Source organism: Pseudomonas sp. MM227 (genome assembly GCF_947090715.1).
GTDB classification, from domain to species: Bacteria; Pseudomonadota; Gammaproteobacteria; order Pseudomonadales; family Pseudomonadaceae; genus Aquipseudomonas; species Aquipseudomonas baltica.
This window is the reverse complement of the sequence record NZ_OX352319.1, coordinates 294,444-310,835: the sequence shown is the minus strand read 5'-3', so window position 1 is coordinate 310,835 and position 16,392 is coordinate 294,444. Positions and strand designations below refer to the sequence as shown.

Here is a 16,392-nt window from a genome sequence, read left to right as displayed (position 1 = left end):
TACGCCACGGTGCAGCGGGATATGCACCGATCAGAAGTTGTCCGGGGACTTGGCCTTTTCACGGGCCGAGTCGCGGCTGATGATGCCCTGGGCGAGCAGGTTCTTCAGGCACATGTCCAAGGTCTGCATGCCCAGCGACCCACCTGTCTGGATCGACGAGTACATCTGCGCGACCTTGTCTTCACGGATGAGGTTACGAATCGCCGGGGTGCCGATCATGATCTCGTGCGCAGCCACCCGCCCGCCGCCAATCTTCTTCAGCAAGGTCTGGGAAATCACTGCCTGCAGCGATTCGGACAGCATTGAACGCACCATCGACTTTTCCTCTGCCGGAAACACATCGACCACCCGGTCGATGGTCTTCGCCGCCGACGTGGTGTGCAGCGTGCCGAACACCAGGTGCCCGGTCTCGGCCGCCGTCAACGCCAGCCGAATGGTTTCCAGGTCGCGCATTTCGCCCACCAGGATCACGTCCGGGTCCTCACGCAACGCCGAGCGCAAGGCGTGGGAGAACCCCAGGGTGTCGCGGTGCACTTCACGCTGGTTGACCAGGCACTTCTTCGACTCGTGGACGAATTCGATCGGATCTTCCACGGTCAGGATGTGATGGTGCTTGTTGCTGTTGAGGTAATCGATCATTGCCGCCAGGGTAGTCGACTTGCCCGACCCGGTCGGCCCGGTGACCAGCACCAGCCCGCGCGGCACTTCGGTAATCTTGCGAAACACATCTCCCATGCCCAGGTCGTCCATGCTCAGCACCTTGGACGGAATGGTTCGAAACACTGCGCCGGCACCGCGGTTTTGGTTGAACGCGTTGACCCGAAAGCGCGCCACACCGGGCACTTCGAAGGAAAAGTCGGTTTCCAGAAACTCCTCGAAGTCCTTGCGCTGCTTGTCGTTCATGATGTCGTAGATCAGCGCCTGGACCTGTTTGTCGTCCAGCGCCGGCAGGTTGATACGGCGCACGTCGCCATCCACCCGAATCATCGGCGGCAGGCCTGCGGACAGGTGCAGGTCGGATGCGCCTTGTTTCGCACTGAAGGCCAACAGCTCGGTAATGTCCATGAGACTCCCCAAATACAGACAAGCAGGTAGAATGCCGCAGACCTGAAACCCGCCGGCACGAATTCAATGTCCACGATAGCAGACAACATTTCGCAAGTGAGTGCCCGAATCGCAGCCGCTGCTCGACAGGCGCAACGCGAGCCCGGCCAAGTCGGCCTGCTCGCGGTCAGCAAGACCAAGCCTGCCGCCGCCATGCGCGAGGCATTCGCCGCCGGCATCCGTGACTTCGGCGAAAACTATCTGCAGGAAGCCCTGGGCAAACAGCTGGAACTCACCGACCTGTCCTTGATCTGGCACTTCATCGGCCCCATTCAATCGAACAAGACGCGCGCAATCGCCGAACACTTCGACTGGGTACATTCCGTGGACCGCCTCAAGATCGCCCAACGGCTCAGCGAACAACGCCCGGCCGCGCTTGGCCCCCTGAACATCTGCATCCAGGTCAATGTCAGCGGCGAGGCCAGCAAGTCCGGCTGCGATCCCGACGACGTAGCCACCCTGGCCAGCGCCATCGCCGCGCTGCCCAACCTGCGCCTGCGTGGCCTCATGGCCATACCGGAGCCCACCGATGACATCGCCCTGCAGAACGCTGCCTTTGCCCGCGTGCATGCGCTGCAGCAGGATCTGCCAATGCCGCTGGACACCTTGTCCATGGGCATGAGCCACGATCTGGAGGCAGCCATCGCCCAGGGCGCCACGTGGGTGCGCATCGGCACGGCGCTGTTCGGCGCGCGCAACTACGGCCAAGACACCTCCCCGGCGCACACCGCTGTGGCCTCCTCACCTTTGAGCAAGGATCCTTCATGAGCAACACTCGTATTGCCTTCATCGGCGCCGGCAACATGGCCGCCAGCCTGATCGGCGGCCTGCGCGCGCAGGGTGTCGAAGCCAGCCACATCCGCGCCAGCGACCGCGGCGCCGAACAGCGTGACAAGGTAGCGGCCGAACATGGCATCGAGGTGTTCGCCGACAACGCCGAGGCCATCGAGGGGGTCGACGTGGTGGTGCTGGCCGTGAAGCCGCAAGGCATGAAGGACGTGTGCCAATCGCTGGCACCGAGCCTGGCACCCGGTCAGTTGGTGGTTTCGATCGCCGCGGGCATCAACTGCGCGAGCCTGCAGGCGTGGCTCGGCGAGCAACAGCCGATCGTGCGCTGCATGCCCAACACCCCCGCGCTTTTGCGCCAGGGCACCAGCGGCCTGTACGCCACCGCCGACGTCAATGCCGAACAACGCCAGCAGGCCGAAGACTTGCTGGGCGCGGTCGGCCTGGCCCTTTGGCTGGATGAAGAACAGCAGCTGGATGCGGTCACCGCCGTGTCCGGCAGCGGCCCGGCCTACTTCTTTCTGTTGATAGAAGCCATGACCGCCGCCGGGGAAAAACTCGGACTGCCGCACGAGACGGCTGCCCGGCTGACCCTGCAGACCGCCCTGGGCGCCGCGCACATGGCCGTGGCCAGCGAGGTCGACGCTGCCGAACTGCGTCGTCGCGTCACCTCACCCGCCGGTACCACCGAAGCGGCCATCAAGTCATTCCAGTCCGAAGGGTTCGAAACCCTGGTGCAGAACGCCCTGAACGCCGCCGCTCGGCGTTCGGCCGAGCTGGCCGAACAGCTGGGTCAATAACCAGGTCATCAAGGAGCTTTCATGTACGGTCTCAATACCGCGGCGATCTATGTCGTGCAAACCCTGGGCAGCCTGTATCTGTTGATCATGCTGCTGCGCTTCGTGCTGCAGCTGGTGCGTGCCGACTTCTACAATCCGCTGTGCCAGTTCATCGTGCGCGCCACGCAGCCGCTGCTCAAGCCGGTGCGGCGGATCATCCCCAGCCTGTTTGGGCTGGACATGTCCTCGCTGCTGCTGGCCATCGTCATCCAGATGATCATCATGGCGCTGACCTTGCTGCTCGCCTACGGCACCACCGGCAACCCCTTGCAGTTGCTGGTGTGGTCGATCATCGGGGTGACCGCGCTGTTCCTGAAGATCTTCTTCTTCGCCATGATCATCAGCGTGATCCTTTCCTGGGTCGCGCCGCAGAGCCACAACCCGGGTGCCGAGCTGGTCAACCAGATCTGCGAGCCGGCTCTGGCGCCGTTCCGGCGCATCCTGCCCAACCTGGGTGGCCTGGACATCTCGCCAATCCTGGCCTTCATGGTACTCAAACTGCTGGACATGCTGGTCATCAACAACCTGGCCATGAGCACCGGCATGCCGCAGATCCTGCGCCTGCTGATCTGACCGTCGCATGCCGCCTGCGTGAAGGTCCCGATGGGCTTTCACGCACGCGGCAAACGCTCCCTGCCTGCGTGCCTCCAACCCCGCCAAGCGCTGCTTGCCCCTGTGCCCCGCGCTCTTTAGACTTACGCCTCATTCAAGCGTGAGCAGGGTCGATGTCCACTGTCTTTCCCGATGATTGCGTCGGTCTGGTCGTTCCACAAATTGCCCACTTCAGCGAACCCCTGGCCCTGGCCTGCGGACGCTCGCTGCCCGCCTACGACCTGATCTACGAGACTTACGGCCAGCTCAACGCCAGTGCCAGCAACGCGGTGCTGATTTGCCACGCGCTGTCGGGCCATCACCACGCCGCCGGCTACCACTCCGCCGACGACCGCAAGCCGGGTTGGTGGGACAGCTGCATCGGTCCCGGCAAGCCCATCGATACCAACCGCTTCTTCGTGGTCAGCCTGAACAATCTGGGCGGCTGCAACGGTTCCACCGGGCCCAGCAGCATCGATCCCGACACCGGCAAACCGTTCGGCGCCGATTTCCCGGTATTGACCGTCGAAGACTGGGTTCACAGCCAGGCCTGCCTGGCAGACGCCCTGGGAATCACCCAGTGGGCGGCGGTGGTTGGAGGCAGCCTGGGCGGCATGCAGGCCTTGCAGTGGACCATCACCTACCCCGAGCGCGTTCGTCACTGCCTGGCAATCGCTTCGGCGCCCAAGCTCAGCGCACAGAACATCGCCTTCAACGAGGTGGCGCGTCAGGCCATCCTGTCCGACCCCGAGTTCCATGGCGGTGATTTCCAGGCCCGCGGGGTGATACCCAAACGCGGCCTGATGCTGGCGCGCATGGTCGGGCACATCACGTACCTGTCGGATGATTCGATGGGCGAGAAATTCGGCCGCGGCCTGAAGAGCGAAAAGCTCAACTACGATTTCCACAGCGTGGAATTCCAGGTGGAAAGCTACCTGCGTTATCAGGGCGAGGAATTCTCCGGTCGCTTCGACGCCAATACCTACCTGCTGATGACCAAGGCGCTGGACTACTTCGACCCTGCCGCAGCTCACGACGATGATCTGGCCGCCACGTTCGCCCATGTGCAGGCCAAGTTCTGCGTGATGTCGTTCACCACCGACTGGCGTTTTTCGCCAGCGCGCTCGCGCGAGCTGGTCGACGCCTTGATGGCCGCGAAGAAAGACGTCTGCTACCTGGAAATCGACGCGCCACAGGGGCATGACGCTTTCCTGATCCCCATTCCACGGTATCTGCAGGCGTTCAGCAGCTACATGAACCGCATTGCACTGTGAGGCATCCATGAGAGCTGACCTAGAAATCATCCAGGACTGGATCCCTGCCGGCAGCCGCGTGCTCGACCTGGGCTGTGGCAATGGCGAGTTGCTCGCCTGGCTGCGCGACCACAAGCAGGTCACCGGCTATGGCCTGGAAATCGATGCGGACAACATCACCGAATGCGTGCGCAAGGGCATCAACGTCATCGAGCAGGACCTGGACAAAGGCCTGGGCAATTTCGCCAGCAACAGCTTCGACATCGTGGTCATGACCCAGGCGCTGCAGGCCGTGGAATACCCTGACCGCATTCTTGACGAAATGCTGCGGGTCGGTCGCCAGTGCATCATCACCTTCCCCAATTTTGGCCACTGGCGCTGCCGTTGGTACCTGGCCAGCAAGGGCCACATGCCGGTGTCCGAGTTCCTGCCCTATACCTGGTACAACACGCCGAACATCCACTTCTGCACCTTTGCCGACTTCGAGGCCCTGTGCAGCGAGCGTCGCGCGCAGGTGCTCAACCGCCTGGCGGTGGATCAACAGCACCGCCACGGGTGGGCGAGCAAGATCTGGCCAAACCTTCTGGGCGAGATCGGCATCTACCGGGTCAGCAGCCCCGGTCTGCAGGAGCATCGGGTGGCGGTGTAGACGGCTTTTCGCGGTCTGTGGGAGCGGGCTCTGCCCGCGAAGCTGACGACTGGATACATCAGACAGACTGCATGAACTGGCTCTTTGAACCCTTCGGAACCCATTCACAACCATGATCAATTTCACCCAACTCGTCCTCGCCAGCCATAACGCCGGCAAGCTCAAGGAACTGCAGGCCATGCTCGGCGGTGCGGTGCAACTTCGCTCGGTCGGCGAATTCAGCCAGGTCGAGCCCGAGGAAACCGGGCTGTCGTTCGTCGAGAACGCCATCCTCAAGGCACGCAACGCTGCGCGCCTGTCCGGCCTGCCGGCACTGGCGGACGATTCCGGCCTGGCCGTGGACTTCCTCGGCGGTGCCCCGGGCATCTATTCGGCGCGCTATGCCGATGGCCAGGGCGATGCCGCCAACAATGCCAAGCTGCTCGACGCCTTGCAGGGCGTACCCGACGAGGCGCGCGGTGCGCAGTTCGTCTGTGTGCTGGCCCTGGTGCGGCACGCCGACGACCCGCTGCCGATCCTCTGCGAAGGGCTCTGGCACGGCCGCATCCTGCACGCCGCCAGCGGTGCTCACGGATTCGGCTACGACCCGTTGTTCTGGGTGCCCGAGCGCAACTGTTCAAGCGCCGAACTCGACCCTACGCAAAAGAACCAACTGAGCCACCGCGCCCGTGCCATGGCCTTGCTGCGCCAACGCCTGAGCCTTGCATGAACGACCAACTGCTTTATCCGCCGGCACCGCGTCCCGACCAGGCGCTGGCGCAATTGCCGCCCCTGGCGCTGTACATCCACATCCCCTGGTGCGTGCGCAAATGCCCGTACTGCGACTTCAATTCCCACACCGCCAGCCCGGTTCTGCCTGAAGAAGAATACGTCGACGCCCTGCTGGCCGACCTGGACCAGGACTTGCCCGCGGTCTACGGACGCCCGCTGAGTTCGATCTTCTTCGGCGGCGGTACGCCCAGCCTGTTCAGCGCGGCCGCCCTGGGCAGACTGCTGGCCGGCGTCGAGCAACGCATCGCCTTCGCGCCCGACATCGAGATCACCCTGGAGGCCAACCCCGGGACCTTCGAACAGGACAAGTTCGTCGCCTATCGCAAGCTGGGGATCAACCGCCTGTCCATCGGCATCCAGAGCTTCCAGCCGCAGAAGCTCGAGGCGCTGGGCCGCATCCACACCGGTGACGAAGCCTTACGCGCTGCCGAAATGGCGCGCCGCGCTGGTTTCGACAACTTCAACCTGGACCTGATGCACGGCCTGCCCGATCAGTCCCTGGAAGAGGCACTGGATGATCTGCGCCAGGCCATTGCCCTGGCGCCCACGCACCTGTCCTGGTACCAGCTGACCCTGGAACCCAACACGGTGTTCTGGAACCAGCCACCCGTGCTGCCCGAGGACGATATTCTCTGGGACATCCAGGAGGCCGGTCAGGCCCTGCTGGCCGAGCATGGCTTCGGCCAGTACGAAGTGTCGGCCTATGCCAGGCCAGGCAAGGCAGCGCGGCACAACCTCAACTACTGGAGCTTCGGCGACTTCATCGGCATCGGCGCCGGTGCCCACGGCAAGCTGAGCCACCCTGATGGACGCATCGTGCGTACCTGGAAAACCCGCCTGCCCAAGGATTACCTGAACCCCGCCAAACCATTCAAGGCCGGCGAGAAGGCCTTAGCCGCAGACGAGTTGCCCTTCGAGTTCCTGATGAACGCGCTGCGCCTCACCCAGGGCGTCGACGCCGGGCTGTTCGCGCAACGCACCGGCCTGTCCCTGCAGTCACTGGCGACGGCACGCGCCAACGCCGAACAAAAGGGCCTTTTACAGGTCGAACCGACGCGTCTGGTCGCCACTGCCCGCGGGCAGTTGTTCCTCAACGACCTGCTGCAATACTTCCTGGTATAAGGATTGTCCTGATGGATTTCGTGCTCGATCTGCTCGCCACCGTGTCCCGCTGGGGCCGAGGCAACCTTTCGGAGATCTCCCTGGCCTTGGTGGGCTGTGTGCTGGTGCTGTTCGGCGCCGATGTGAAGGCGTGGGCCGAGGGCCGCCTGGGCTCGCTCTCGGGCATGCTGCGAGTGCCCCTGATCGCCTTGATGTGCGTGATCGGCAGTGGCGCGGCCTTGATCTATGCCACGCCCTGGGTGCTGAAGGGGTTGAGCCAGTTCAACAACTACAGCCTGGCGCCGGTGCTGTTGGTGGTGTTGGTGCTGCTGGGGATCGTCGCTGACCGCAAGTGATGCGTGAGCCTCAATCGACCTTCTCGAACTTCAGATCCCACACCCCATGCCCCAGCCGCTCGCCGCGGCGTTCGAACTTGGTCACCGGCCGCTCGGCCGGACGCGGTACGCAACCGCCATCGGCCGCCTGGTTACGGTAACCGGGCGCCACGTTCATGACTTCCAGCATGTACTCGGCATAGGGTTCCCAATCGGTCGCCATGTGCAGCACACCACCGACTTTCAGCTTGCTGCGAACCAGTTCGGCGAACGCCGGCTGGACGATGCGCCGCTTGTGGTGGCGCGCCTTGTGCCATGGGTCCGGGAAAAACAGCAGCAGGCGATCCAGGCTGTTGTCGGCAACGCACTGCTTGAGCACTTCGATGGCATCGCAGTCGTAGACCCGCAGGTTTTTCAGACCCTGGGTCAGGACGCCGTTGAGCAGCGCGCCAACGCCAGGCCGGTGTACTTCAACACCGATGAAATCCAGCTCCGGCGAGGCCGCTGCCATCTCGAGCAGCGAGTGGCCCATGCCGAAGCCGATCTCCAGGGTGCGCGGCGCACTGCGACCGAACACCTGGTCGAAGTCGGCCGGTTCATCGGTCAGTGGCAGCACGAACAGCGGCTTGCCCTGGTCCAGGCCACGCTGCTGGCCTTCGGTCATGCGTCCGGCGCGCATCACGAAGCTCTTGATCGCGCGGTGCTGGCGCGGTTCGCCTTCGTTGGACGTTGGCGTTTCTTGCGAGTCAGTCATCGGGGGCTCTTACTTGATCAGGCCATCCAGCGGCGAAGAGGCGCTGGCATAGAGTTTTTTCGGCATGCGCCCGGCCAGATAGGCCATGCGCCCGGCAATGATGGCGTGCTTCATGGCCGCGCCCATCATGATCGGATCCTGCGCGTGGGCGATGGCCGAGTTCATCAGCACCGCTTCACAGCCCAGTTCCATGGCAATGGTCGCGTCGGACGCGGTACCCACGCCGGCATCGACCAGTACCGGGACCTTGGCTTCTTCCAGGATGATCTGCAGGTTGTACGGGTTGCAGATACCCAGGCCAGTGCCGATCAAGCCAGCCAGCGGCATGACCGCGATGCAGCCGATCTCGGCCAGCTGGCGAGCGATGATCGGATCGTCGCTGGTGTAGACCATCACGTCGAAACCGTCCTTGACCAGCACTTCGGCGGCCTTGAGGGTTTCGATCACGTTGGGGAACAGGGTCTTCTGGTCGGCCAGCACTTCCAGCTTGACCAGGTTGTGGCCATCGAGCAGCTCGCGGGCCAGGCGACAGGTGCGCACCGCCTCCACGGCGTCGTAGCAACCGGCGGTGTTGGGCAGAATGGTGTAGCGATCCGGCGGCAGCACGTCGAGCAGGTTCGGCTCGCCGGGGTTCTGGCCGATATTGGTACGGCGCACGGCGACCGTGACGATCTGGGCGCCCGAGGCTTCGATGGCCAGGCGCGTCTGCTCGAGGTCGCGGTACTTGCCGGTGCCGACCAGAAGGCGCGACTCGAAGGTGCGACCGGCCAAGGTGAATGGCTTGTCAATGCGAGCATTGCTCATCGGAATTCCTCTGCTGAGGTAAAGATACGAACGTGGAAGGTGCCGGCGACTCGATCAGCCGCCGCCGATGGCGTGAACCACTTCGATCTGGTCGCCCTCGCCCAGTACGGTGTCACCGTGCTGGCTGCGCGGGACGATGTCCTGGTTCAGCTCGACGGCCACGCGGCGGCCGACCAGCTCGAGACGGACCAGCAGCCCGGCAACGGTTTCGCCGTCGGGAAGTTCGAAAGGGTCGCCGTTCAATTGAATGCGCATGCGGTCGGCAGCCATCATTTTTTGGGGGTCGCCATTCTAGCCCGATCGCCGAGGATTCCCAAGGCCAAGCCGACCACCCGCGCGATCAGCCCAGGCGCCAGGCGACCATACCCAGGCACAGCCAACCGGCGAGCAGGGCCAGGCCGCCGAACGGGGTCACGATACCCAGCTTGCTGACGCCGGTCAGGGTCAACAGATACAGGCTGCCCGAGAACAACACGATACCCAGACAGAACAGCGCGCCCGCCCAGCCCACCAGGCGCCCTGGCACATGGACGCTGAGCAGCGCGACCCCGAACAACGCCAATGTGTGGATAAGTTGGTAGCTGACGCCGGTCTGGAAAATGGCCAGATACTCGGCGCTCAGGCGGTTCTTCAAACCGTGGGCGGCGAAGGCGCCGAGCGCCACACCGGTAAAGCCGAAGAACGCAGCCAGCATCATGAACGTACGCAGCATCCAGGTGTGTCCTCATAAAGCCGTGTTGCACTGCAGGGTCTGTATAATGGCCCGCTCACTCGGCCAGGCCAAGCCCTTCATGCTGCAATCCTTCTTCCGCCGTCTGTGCAAGACCCTGCTCTGGTTCGTCGCCGCAAGCGTGGCCGTGGTGGTGATCTTTCGCTTCATTCCACCGCCGGGCACCATGCTCATGGCCGAACGCAAGATCGAATCCCTGATCGACGGCCAGCCGATCGACCTGCAGCGCGATTGGCAACCCTGGGCGAACATCGCCGACGATCTCAAGGTGGCGGTGATCGCCGGCGAAGATCAACGTTTCGCCGAGCATTGGGGCTTCGACATCGCCGCCATTCGTGCAGCGTTTGCGCACAACGAAGAAGGTGGCTCGCTGCGCGGTGCCAGCACTCTGAGCCAGCAGGTGGCGAAGAACGTATTTCTATGGTCGGGCCGCAGCTGGTTGCGCAAAGGCCTGGAGGCGTGGTTCACCGGTCTGATCGAGATGTTCTGGTCCAAGCAGCGCATCCTCGAGGTGTACCTCAACAGTGCGGAATGGGATGACGGGGTGTTCGGCGCCGAGGCGGCCGCGCGGCACCATTTCGGCGTGGGCGCGGCTCAACTGTCCCGCCAGCAAGCCAGCCTGCTGGCCGCCGTGCTGCCCAACCCGCGCAACTGGAGCGCCAGCCGGCCCAGCCCTTACGTGGCTCGCCGCGCGGGCTGGATCCGCCAGCAAATGGGCCAACTCGGCGGGCATGACTATCTGCTGCGCCTCAACATGCCGCGCCCGGCGCCCTGGGCGGATTAGGCCACGTCTGTGTGAGAGTGCGGCAAGCCCTCTCCCGCAAAGACTTCCTGCCAGGCAACAAAAAGCCCCGAACCAGTCGGGGCTTTTCAATTCAACACATCACATCAAGCCGCGATCGAAACCTTCAGCTTGTTCATCGCGCTCTTTTCCAGCTGACGAATGCGCTCGGCCGACACGTTGTACTTCTCGGCCAGCTCGTGCAACGTCGCCTTTTCCTCGGCCAGCCAGCGCTGGTAGAGAATGTCACGGCTGCGATCGTCCAGCACCTGCAGGGCTTCGTGCAGGTTGGTGTTGGAGTTGTCGCTCCAATCGGCGTCTTCGAGTTGGCGCGCCGGGTCGTAGCGATGGTCTTCCAGATAGTTCGCCGGGGACTGGAACGCACTGTCGTCGTCTGCTTCGGCAGCCGGATCGAAGGCCATGTCATGGCCGGTCAGACGGCTTTCCATCTCGCGGACTTCACGCGGCTCCACACCGAGGCTTTCGGCCACGCGGTGCACTTCCTCGTTGTTCAGCCAGGCCAGACGCTTCTTCTGGCTGCGCAGATTGAAGAACAGCTTGCGCTGCGCCTTGGTGGTCGCCACCTTGACGATGCGCCAGTTGCGCAGAATGAACTCGTGAATTTCAGCCTTGATCCAGTGCACGGCGAACGACACCAGGCGCACACCCATTTCCGGGTTGAAACGCTTCACGGCCTTCATCAGGCCGACGTTGCCTTCCTGGATAAGGTCGGCTTGAGCCAGGCCGTAGCCCGAATAGCTGCGCGCGATATGCACGACGAAACGCAGGTGAGCGAGCACCATCTGCCGAGCCGCTCCAAGATCCTGCTCATAGTAGAGACTCTCGGCCAGTTCACGCTCCTGCTCGGGTGTCAGCAAGGGAATGCTGTTCACCGTGTGCACATAGGCTTCCAGGTTCGCACCCGGCACCAGCGCATAAGCAGGTTGCAAAGAAGTGGTCATACGAAAAAACCTCCGACTCACATGACTCGTGCCCGTGGGCACTGCGAAAAATTGACCGGAAACCAGTGGACAAGTTCCCTATGACGCTTTAACGGCCAATGACAATAAAGTTAACTTGAATACACGTTCACACAGCACACATATCTGTTGCAGGCTAACGCGGCGCCAGTTCGCGCAGGTGCCGCCAGACCGCAATCCACGCACCGATATACCCTAACAATACCGCGCCTAGCAAGAGCGACAAACCGTCGGCGACGGGAACCCCACCCAAGGCGAAGTCACTGCCGTACAAGCCGGAAAGCCCGGTGACCGCATCATTGAGCCAATCCAGGCCGAAGGCCAGGATGCCCCAGGCAAAAATGCCTGCACCGAAGCCGTACAGCGCCCCCATGTACAGGAAAGGTCGACGCACGTAGCTGTCCGTGCCCCCCACCAGTTTGATGACCTCGATTTCGATGCGCCGGTTCTCGATGTGCAGACGAATGGTGTTGCCGATCACCAGCAGCAACGCCGACACCAGCAGCAGGGTCAGGCCGAACACGAACCGGTCGCCCAACTTGAGAATCGCAGCCAGGCGCTCCACCCATACCAGGTCCAGCTGCGCCTGCTGCACCTTGGGCAGTTCGGCGAGTTGCTGGCGCAGGGTTTCCAGAGCGGCCTTGTCGATTTCCAGCGGGGTGACCACCACTACGCCGGGCAGTGGGTTCTCGGGCAGCTCCTTGAGCGCCTCGCCCAGCCCGGACTGCTGCTGAAACTCGCCCAGCGCCTGCTCGCGACTGATGAACTCGGCCTGCGCCACGCCCGACAGCCCCTTGATCTGCGTCACCAGGGCCTGGCCCTCGCGCTCGCCGGCATCGAGTTCCAGGTACAGCGAAATTTGCGCCGCGCGCTGCCACGAACCGCCCAGCCGCTCGACGTTCTTGAGCAGCAGGGACAGGCCCATGGGCAAGCTCAAGGCCACGGCCATGACCAGGCAGGTAAAGAAGCTGCCGATCGGCTGCTTGCCCAGACGGCGCAGGCTGTCGACCCAACTGGCGCGATGGCTTTCGACCCAGGCGCGCAGCAAGCTGCTGAACGGCGGCCCGTCGTCTTCGTCACGCTGGCGTTTCTTCGGCTTCTGCGGTGTTGGTTCGCCGCCTTTGGGCGCTACCCGGTCCGCGACCTTGGGGCTGCGTGTCGCACTCATTGTCCTGCCTCTCCGTCACCGATCAGGCGTCCGCGCTGCAGCGTCAACATGCGATGACGCATGCGCGCGATCAGCGCCAGATCGTGGCTGGCAATCAGCACGCTGGTGCCTAGCCGGTTGATGTCTTCGAAGACCCCCATGATCTCGGCCGCCAGACGCGGGTCGAGGTTGCCGGTGGGTTCATCGGCGAGCAGCAAGGCTGGCTGATGGACGATGGCCCGGGCAATGCCCACGCGCTGTTGCTGGCCCGTCGACAAGTCGCCGGGGTACAGGTCGGCCTTGTCCGCCAATGCCACGCGCTCGAGCGCCGAATCGACCTTCTTGGCGATTTCCGGCTTGCTCAAGCCGAGAATCTGCAGCGGCAAGGCGATGTTGTTGAACACCGTACGGTCGAACAGCAGTTGGTGATTCTGGAACACCACGCCGATCTGGCGGCGCAGGAACGGGATCTGCGCATTGGTGATCTGCCCCAGGTCCTGGCCGGCCAGCAGCAGCTTGCCGCTGGTGGGCCGTTCCATCGCCAGCAGCAGGCGCAGCAAGGTACTTTTGCCCGCGCCCGAATGACCGGTAACGAACAGGAATTCGCCACGCCGCACCCGAAAGCTCAGTTCATGCAGACCGACATGGCCGTTGGGGTAGCGCTTGGCAACCTGTTCGAATCGAATCATGAAGGCTCCCGCTCGGCGAACAAGGCCTGGACGAAGGGTTCTGCCTCGAAGGTACGCAGGTCGTCGATGCCCTCGCCCACGCCGATGTAGCGAATGGGCAGGCCGAACTGCTTGGCCAGCGCGAAGATCACCCCGCCCTTGGCGGTGCCGTCGAGCTTGGTCAGGGCCAGGCCGGTCAGGGCCACGGTCTGGTTGAACTGCTTGGCCTGGTTGATCGCGTTCTGCCCGGTACCGGCATCGAGCACCAGCAGCACTTCGTGCGGCGCCTGCTCGTCGAGCTTGCCCATCACCCGACGGACCTTCTTCAGCTCTTCCATCAGGTTGTCCTTGGTGTGCAGACGACCTGCAGTGTCGGCGATCAGGACATCGATGCCGCGCGACTTGGCGGCCTGCACGGCGTCGAAGATCACCGAGGCGGAATCGGCACCGGTGTGCTGGGCGATGACCGGGATATTGTTGCGCTCGCCCCACACCTGCAACTGCTCGACGGCTGCGGCACGGAACGTGTCACCCGCCGCCAGCATGACCTTCTTGCCTTCGAGCTGCAGCTTCTTGGCCAGCTTGCCGATGGTGGTGGTCTTGCCGGCGCCGTTGACGCCCACCACCAGAATCACGAACGGCTGGTGCTCGGCCCTGATCACCAACGGCTGCTCGACCGGCCGCAGCAGGGCGGTCAGCTCGCTTTGCAAAGCCTTGTACAAGGCGGCGGCATCGGTCAGTTCCTTGCGTGCCACCCTGCGGGTCAGGCTCTGGATGATCACCGACGTGGCCTCGACGCCGACATCGGCGGTCAGCAGGCGGGTTTCCAGCTCTTCGAGCAGGTCGTCATCAATGATCTTGTTGCCCAGAAACAGGCTGGCCATGCCTTCGCCAAGGCTGGCGCTGGTCTTGGCCAGGCCCTGCTTGAGGCGGGCGAAGAAGCCGGTCTTGGTCTGCCCTGGAGGTTGCGCGGCAGCAACGGCAGGCGTCGGCGCTTCGACACGGGGCGCAGCGACGGTTGCCACGGGTACGGGCAGCGGTGGCGCAGGTACCGGGGCTGGCGCGCCGGGCGCTGCAGGCGCTGGTGGCGAAACAGGAACATGAGCAGGCTCGACGGCCACCGGGGCCGGCGCTTCCGGCCGCGGAGCGATGACCGGCGGCGTTTGCGGGGCATCGTCCTCGACCAGCGCCACGGGCTCCTCGGGAACCGGGAGCACCAGGCCGTGCGGGGCAGGCTGCTCGACCGGTGCGGCAGCGGGCTCGGCCTGCGGCGCCAGAACCGGCTCCGGTGCGAGCGCCACTGCAGCTTCCACGGAAGCTTGCGGGATCGCCTCGGCAGCGGCGTCGGCTGCTGCAGGCAGATCCTGGGCGGCAGGGGCTGGCGGCTGTTCGGCGACAGGTGTCTGCGGCTTCTTGCGCAGCCATCCGAACAGGCCTTTCTTTTCACCGGCCGGGGCCGGGGTCTTTTTGTCGTCGTTGGAACCAAACATGGAAGACGGCTATCTCAAGGTAGCGACGCGCCAGGCGGCGAGTCGGAAAAAATTCGAAGACGCAACACAGACTGCTTTTACGCCGGCTCGTTCACGCGCAACATTTTGTCGAGTTGCCCGGGCAGGTTCATGCCTTCCAGGCATGGCCCCCAGCGAACCGGATCAGTATCCTAGCACCTCCTCGCCCGTAGACGCTAAGGCCACGCGGGCAGCTCTCAAGGTTCTGAATCCCATGAATGTCCTCGCCCGCCGCGCCGCAGGCCTGCTGCTCTGCACGCTCAGCCTGCCTTTGGCGGCTTTTGCCGCCGATACACAGCCCACGCACGAATTCACCCTGGACAACGGCCTCAAGGTCGTCGTGCGCGAGGATCACCGCGCCCCGGTGGTGGTTTCCCAGATCTGGTACAAGGTCGGCTCCAGCTACGAAACCCCAGGCCAGACCGGCCTGTCCCACGCCCTTGAACACATGATGTTCAAGGGCACCGACAAACTGGGCCCCGGCGAAGGCTCGCGCATCCTGCGCGACCTCGGCGCCGAAGAAAACGCCTTCACCAGCGACGACTACACCGCCTATTACGAAGTGCTGGCCAAGGACCGCCTGGCCGTGGCGTTCGACCTCGAAGCCGACCGCATGGCCAGCCTCAGCCTGCCCGCCGAAGAATTCGCTCGGGAAATCGAAGTCATCAAGGAAGAACGCCGCCTGCGCACGGACGACAAGCCCAGCGCCAAGGCGTACGAGATCTTCAAGGCCATGGCCTTCCCGGCCAGTGGCTACCACACGCCCACCATCGGCTGGATGGCCGACCTGGAACGCATGAAGGTCGAAGAGCTGCGCCATTGGTACCAGGCCTGGTACGTGCCCAACAACGCCACCCTGGTGGTGGTAGGCGACGTCAAGCCAGACGAGGTCAAGGCCCTGGCGCAACGTTTCTTCGGCGACATCGCCCGGCGCCCCACCCCACCGGCGAAGATCCCGCTGGAACTGGCCAACCCCGGCCAGCGCCTGGCCACATTGCATGTCCGCACTCAACTGCCGAGCCTGCTGTACGGCTTCAACGTCCCAGCCCTGGCCACTGCCGACAAGCCGCGCGACGTCCAGGCCCTGCGGCTGATTTCCGCACTGCTCGACGGCGGCTACAGCGCGCGCATGGCCACACGCCTCGAACGCGGCGAGGAACTGATCTCCAGCGGCGGCGCCCGGTACGATGCCTTCACCCGCGGCGACAGTCTGTTCTTCATTTCCGCGACGCCCAATGCGCAGAAGAAAAAAACCCTCGCCGATGTCGAGAAAGGCCTCTGGAAACTGCTCGACGAGCTCAAGACCACGCCGCCCTCGGCCGACGAGCTGGAGCGCGTGCGCGCTCAGGTCATCGCCGACCTGGTCTACAGCCGCGACTCCATCAGCAGCCAGGCCACCACCATCGGCATGCTCGAAACCGTGGGGTTGTCGTGGAAACTCATGGACAGCGAACTCGAAGACCTCAAGAGCGTGACGCCGCAGGACATCCAGAGCGCCGCACGCACCTATTTCACCCGCGATCGCTTGAGTATCGCCCACGTTCTGCCAGAGGAAGCCGCTCATGAGTGAGCTCACCACCCCCCGTCGCCT

19 protein-coding genes are annotated in these 16,392 nt (G+C 63.8%); 10 read left to right on the top strand and 9 right to left on the bottom strand.

The genetic code is table 11. The features are described from left to right. Positions 1-30: 30 nt before the first annotated feature. Positions 31-1,065, bottom strand: a complete 1,035-nt coding sequence (locus ONG87_RS01400) for a type IV pilus twitching motility protein PilT (RefSeq protein WP_122480509.1) — start codon at positions 1,063-1,065, stop codon at positions 31-33. Between the two features lie 66 nt (positions 1,066-1,131). Between ONG87_RS01400 and ONG87_RS01395 the strand changes: the two genes are divergently transcribed. The 8 genes from ONG87_RS01395 (at position 1,132) to ONG87_RS01360 (ending at position 7,450) form a co-directional block, all read left to right on the top strand. Continuing rightward, positions 1,132-1,872 carry a YggS family pyridoxal phosphate-dependent enzyme gene (locus ONG87_RS01395; protein ID WP_264382078.1) on the top strand — a complete coding sequence of 247 codons (741 nt, stop codon included), beginning with the start codon at positions 1,132-1,134 and terminating at the stop codon, positions 1,870-1,872. Then, the gene (gene proC / locus ONG87_RS01390; RefSeq protein WP_122480511.1) at positions 1,869-2,690 is read left to right on the top strand and encodes a pyrroline-5-carboxylate reductase; all 822 of its coding nucleotides are present in this window, start codon (positions 1,869-1,871) and stop codon (positions 2,688-2,690) included. The genes ONG87_RS01395 and proC overlap by 4 nt, the downstream gene beginning before the upstream one ends. 21 nt (positions 2,691-2,711) lie before the next feature. Continuing rightward, positions 2,712-3,302 carry a YggT family protein gene (locus tag ONG87_RS01385; RefSeq protein WP_122480512.1) on the top strand — a complete coding sequence of 197 codons (591 nt, stop codon included), beginning with the start codon at positions 2,712-2,714 and terminating at the stop codon, positions 3,300-3,302. A 152-nt stretch (positions 3,303-3,454) separates the two neighbouring features. Further along, complete coding sequence (locus ONG87_RS01380) at positions 3,455-4,594, top strand: homoserine O-acetyltransferase (protein ID WP_122480513.1); 1,140 nt, start codon at positions 3,455-3,457, stop codon at positions 4,592-4,594. 7 nt (positions 4,595-4,601) lie between these two features. Beyond that, positions 4,602-5,222, top strand: a complete 621-nt coding sequence (metW, locus tag ONG87_RS01375; protein ID WP_043191520.1) for a methionine biosynthesis protein MetW — start codon at positions 4,602-4,604, stop codon at positions 5,220-5,222. Between the two features lie 112 nt (positions 5,223-5,334). After that, positions 5,335-5,931 (top strand): RdgB/HAM1 family non-canonical purine NTP pyrophosphatase, encoded by a 597-nt coding sequence (gene rdgB, locus ONG87_RS01370; RefSeq protein WP_192102823.1) that lies wholly within the window; start codon positions 5,335-5,337, stop codon positions 5,929-5,931. After that, the gene (hemW, locus tag ONG87_RS01365; protein WP_192055874.1) at positions 5,928-7,115 is read left to right on the top strand and encodes a radical SAM family heme chaperone HemW; all 1,188 of its coding nucleotides are present in this window, start codon (positions 5,928-5,930) and stop codon (positions 7,113-7,115) included. The genes rdgB and hemW overlap by 4 nt, the downstream gene beginning before the upstream one ends. Positions 7,116-7,126: 11 nt before the next feature. After that, entirely contained in the window at positions 7,127-7,450 is a 324-nt protein-coding gene (locus ONG87_RS01360; RefSeq protein WP_122480515.1) for a DUF3392 domain-containing protein, read from the top strand. A gap of 10 nt (positions 7,451-7,460) precedes the next feature. On the opposite strand, the gene trmB is transcribed toward ONG87_RS01360, so the two are convergent. The 4 genes from trmB to ONG87_RS01340 all read right to left on the bottom strand — a co-directional run bounded on the left by trmB (position 7,461) and on the right by ONG87_RS01340 (position 9,699). Beyond that, entirely contained in the window at positions 7,461-8,183 is a 723-nt protein-coding gene (trmB, locus tag ONG87_RS01355; RefSeq protein WP_122714505.1) for a tRNA (guanosine(46)-N7)-methyltransferase TrmB, read from the bottom strand. Positions 8,184-8,192: 9 nt separating this feature from the next. After that, positions 8,193-8,987, bottom strand: coding sequence for a thiazole synthase (locus tag ONG87_RS01350; protein ID WP_122480517.1), 795 nt, complete (start codon positions 8,985-8,987; stop codon positions 8,193-8,195). 54 nt (positions 8,988-9,041) lie between these two features. After that, positions 9,042-9,257 carry a sulfur carrier protein ThiS gene (gene thiS, locus ONG87_RS01345; RefSeq protein WP_342030363.1) on the bottom strand — a complete coding sequence of 72 codons (216 nt, stop codon included), beginning with the start codon at positions 9,255-9,257 and terminating at the stop codon, positions 9,042-9,044. Positions 9,258-9,327: 70 nt separating this feature from the next. Continuing rightward, the gene (locus tag ONG87_RS01340; RefSeq protein ID WP_122480518.1) at positions 9,328-9,699 is read right to left on the bottom strand and encodes a DUF423 domain-containing protein; all 372 of its coding nucleotides are present in this window, start codon (positions 9,697-9,699) and stop codon (positions 9,328-9,330) included. Between the two features lie 79 nt (positions 9,700-9,778). On the opposite strand from ONG87_RS01340, the gene mtgA reads away from it, so the two are divergent. Then, on the top strand, positions 9,779-10,501 hold the full coding sequence (mtgA, locus tag ONG87_RS01335; RefSeq protein WP_122480672.1) for a monofunctional biosynthetic peptidoglycan transglycosylase: 723 nt from the start codon (positions 9,779-9,781) through the stop codon (positions 10,499-10,501). A 104-nt stretch (positions 10,502-10,605) separates the two neighbouring features. Here mtgA and rpoH read toward each other — a convergent pair whose 3' ends face one another. The 4 genes from rpoH to ftsY all read right to left on the bottom strand — a co-directional run bounded on the left by rpoH (position 10,606) and on the right by ftsY (position 14,783). Next, positions 10,606-11,460, bottom strand: coding sequence for an RNA polymerase sigma factor RpoH (gene rpoH / locus ONG87_RS01330; protein ID WP_043191535.1), 855 nt, complete (start codon positions 11,458-11,460; stop codon positions 10,606-10,608). Positions 11,461-11,614: 154 nt separating this feature from the next. After that, a complete protein-coding gene (gene ftsX / locus ONG87_RS01325; protein WP_122714503.1) occupies positions 11,615-12,646 on the bottom strand; it encodes a permease-like cell division protein FtsX in 1,032 nt (343 codons plus the stop codon). Beyond that, on the bottom strand, positions 12,643-13,314 hold the full coding sequence (ftsE, locus tag ONG87_RS01320; RefSeq protein ID WP_122480520.1) for a cell division ATP-binding protein FtsE: 672 nt from the start codon (positions 13,312-13,314) through the stop codon (positions 12,643-12,645). Before ftsE ends, ftsX begins: the two co-directional genes overlap by 4 nt. Then, positions 13,311-14,783, bottom strand: a complete 1,473-nt coding sequence (gene ftsY / locus ONG87_RS01315) for a signal recognition particle-docking protein FtsY (protein ID WP_264382077.1) — start codon at positions 14,781-14,783, stop codon at positions 13,311-13,313. The genes ftsE and ftsY overlap by 4 nt, the downstream gene beginning before the upstream one ends. 232 nt (positions 14,784-15,015) lie before the next feature. Here ftsY and ONG87_RS01310 point away from each other — a divergent pair, with 232 nt between their 5' ends. Beyond that, on the top strand, positions 15,016-16,371 hold the full coding sequence (locus tag ONG87_RS01310) for a pitrilysin family protein (RefSeq protein WP_264382076.1): 1,356 nt from the start codon (positions 15,016-15,018) through the stop codon (positions 16,369-16,371). Positions 16,372-16,392 lie beyond the last annotated feature (21 nt).